Source organism: Microcystis sp. LE19-10.1B (assembly GCF_027530565.1).
In the GTDB taxonomy this organism is placed as follows: Bacteria; Cyanobacteriota; Cyanobacteriia; order Cyanobacteriales; family Microcystaceae; genus Microcystis; species Microcystis aeruginosa.
Genome location: NZ_JAPZQM010000212.1, coordinates 1 through 1757 on the forward strand (window position 1 = coordinate 1; position 1757 = coordinate 1757).

Here is a 1757-nt window from a genome sequence, read left to right on the forward strand (position 1 = left end):
AAAATAAGCATAAAATTGCATAAAATAACCAAATAGAGCATTTAATTGATTAATGCTCATTCTTAATTCTCCTGACTACTGACTACTGGCTCGGAGACTCCTCACCTAAAGGAAGATTTTTGATTTTTGCAAGAGGTCTATTACTTGCTCAAACCGGCCAAAAAATGATAGTTTCAGATATAGGAATAATCTGGTTAAGAAAAAAAATGTCTTCCCTTGCCGCTTGCTGGCCCAAAAATATTTCTAAGTATTAGCAAAACTGACTGACTGTCAGCAGTTGGGCGGGATTTTTCCGATCTCGAAGAACCCCAAACCAAGAAAATTAAGACAATTAAAAGGATTGCGTCTCTATTATCTGTCAGACGCTTCTAATCCAGTGAATTTGCGGGTTATCTTCAAATTAACCCCGTTTAACCCTATTTGTGGCTATCGATTATGGCTGAAAGTTATTTACTAGACAAACTGCAATCTGTAGAACAGACCTACAAAGAATTAACCCGTCGTCTAGCGGATCCCGATGTCACCGGTAATCCGGGTGAATTGCATCGTCTGGCCAAATCCCGCGCTTCCCTAGAGGAAACGGTCAACACTTACGAAATTTGGCAAAAAAGTCAAGAGGATTTAATCGGTGCGAAACAAATCTTCAAAGAATCCGCCAGCGATCCCGAATTAAGGGAAATGGCCGCCCTAGAAGTGGCAGAATTAGAGGAAAAAATCGCCACTTTGGAAGACCAATTAACAATTCTGCTGCTGCCCCGGGATCCCCTCGATGAAAAGAATATCATGCTAGAAATTCGCGCTGGGACCGGAGGTGATGAGGCCAGTATTTGGGCGGGGGATTTAGTTCGCTTGTACTCAAAATATGCCGAAACTCAAAACTGGAAAGTTAGCCTTTTGAGTGAATCTCCGGCGGATATGGGAGGATTTAAAGAGGCAATTTTAGAGATTAAAGGCGATAACGTCTATAGTAAGCTGAAATTTGAGGCGGGAGTCCATCGGGTGCAGCGGGTTCCTCTGACGGAAGCCAGTGGTCGCGTCCACACTTCTACCGCTACCGTGGCGATTATGCCAGAAGTGGACGATGTGGAAGTGCATATCGATCCCAAGGATATTGAGTTAACCACGGCTAGATCCGGGGGTGCAGGCGGTCAAAATGTCAATAAAGTGGAAACTGCCGTCGATTTAATCCATAAACCCACGGGAATCCGAGTTTTTTGTACCGAGGAGCGATCGCAATTGCAAAACCGGGAACGAGCTATGCAGATTCTCCGGGCGAAACTGTACGATATGAAGTTACAGGAACAACAGGAAGCGGTCAGTTCCATGCGACGCTCTCAGGTGGGAACTGGTTCCCGTTCGGAAAAAATTCGCACCTATAACTATAAGGATAATCGTCTCACCGATCATCGCTTAAATCAGAATTTTTCCCTCGATCGCATTTTAGACGGCGATATCGAAGATGTGATCCAATCCTGTATCGCCAAGGATCAACAGGAAAAACTGGCAGAATTAGCCGCTGCCCAAGAGACAGCTTAATCAGGACAAGGGAGACTCCGAGACTCCTGGATTATTTTTATTTATGCTCCCCACTCCCCTCTCCCCAACCCGCAACGGTCACAGCAATTCCAAATTCAGAATGTAGCAAGGAATACAGAATACAAAACGCTTTTGCCCTGTAGCTCCCCATCCAAAATCAAGAAGAATTAACGCGAGTAACAGGGATGGCCTCATCGAGCATAAAGTCTAAAAGGTGGTGC

Annotated in this window: 2 protein-coding genes; both read left to right on the forward strand. The window is 44.7% G+C overall.

What is annotated here, in order from left to right; all coding sequences use genetic code 11:
- The first annotated feature begins 277 nt into the window (after window positions 1-277).
- On the forward strand, window positions 278-457 hold the full coding sequence (locus tag O9332_RS27985) for a hypothetical protein (RefSeq protein WP_147073623.1): 180 nt from the start codon (window positions 278-280) through the stop codon (window positions 455-457).
- On the forward strand, window positions 436-1536 hold the full coding sequence (gene prfA, locus O9332_RS07855) for a peptide chain release factor 1 (protein ID WP_288024746.1): 1101 nt from the start codon (window positions 436-438) through the stop codon (window positions 1534-1536). The genes O9332_RS27985 and prfA overlap by 22 nt, the downstream gene beginning before the upstream one ends.
- Window positions 1537-1757 lie beyond the last annotated feature (221 nt).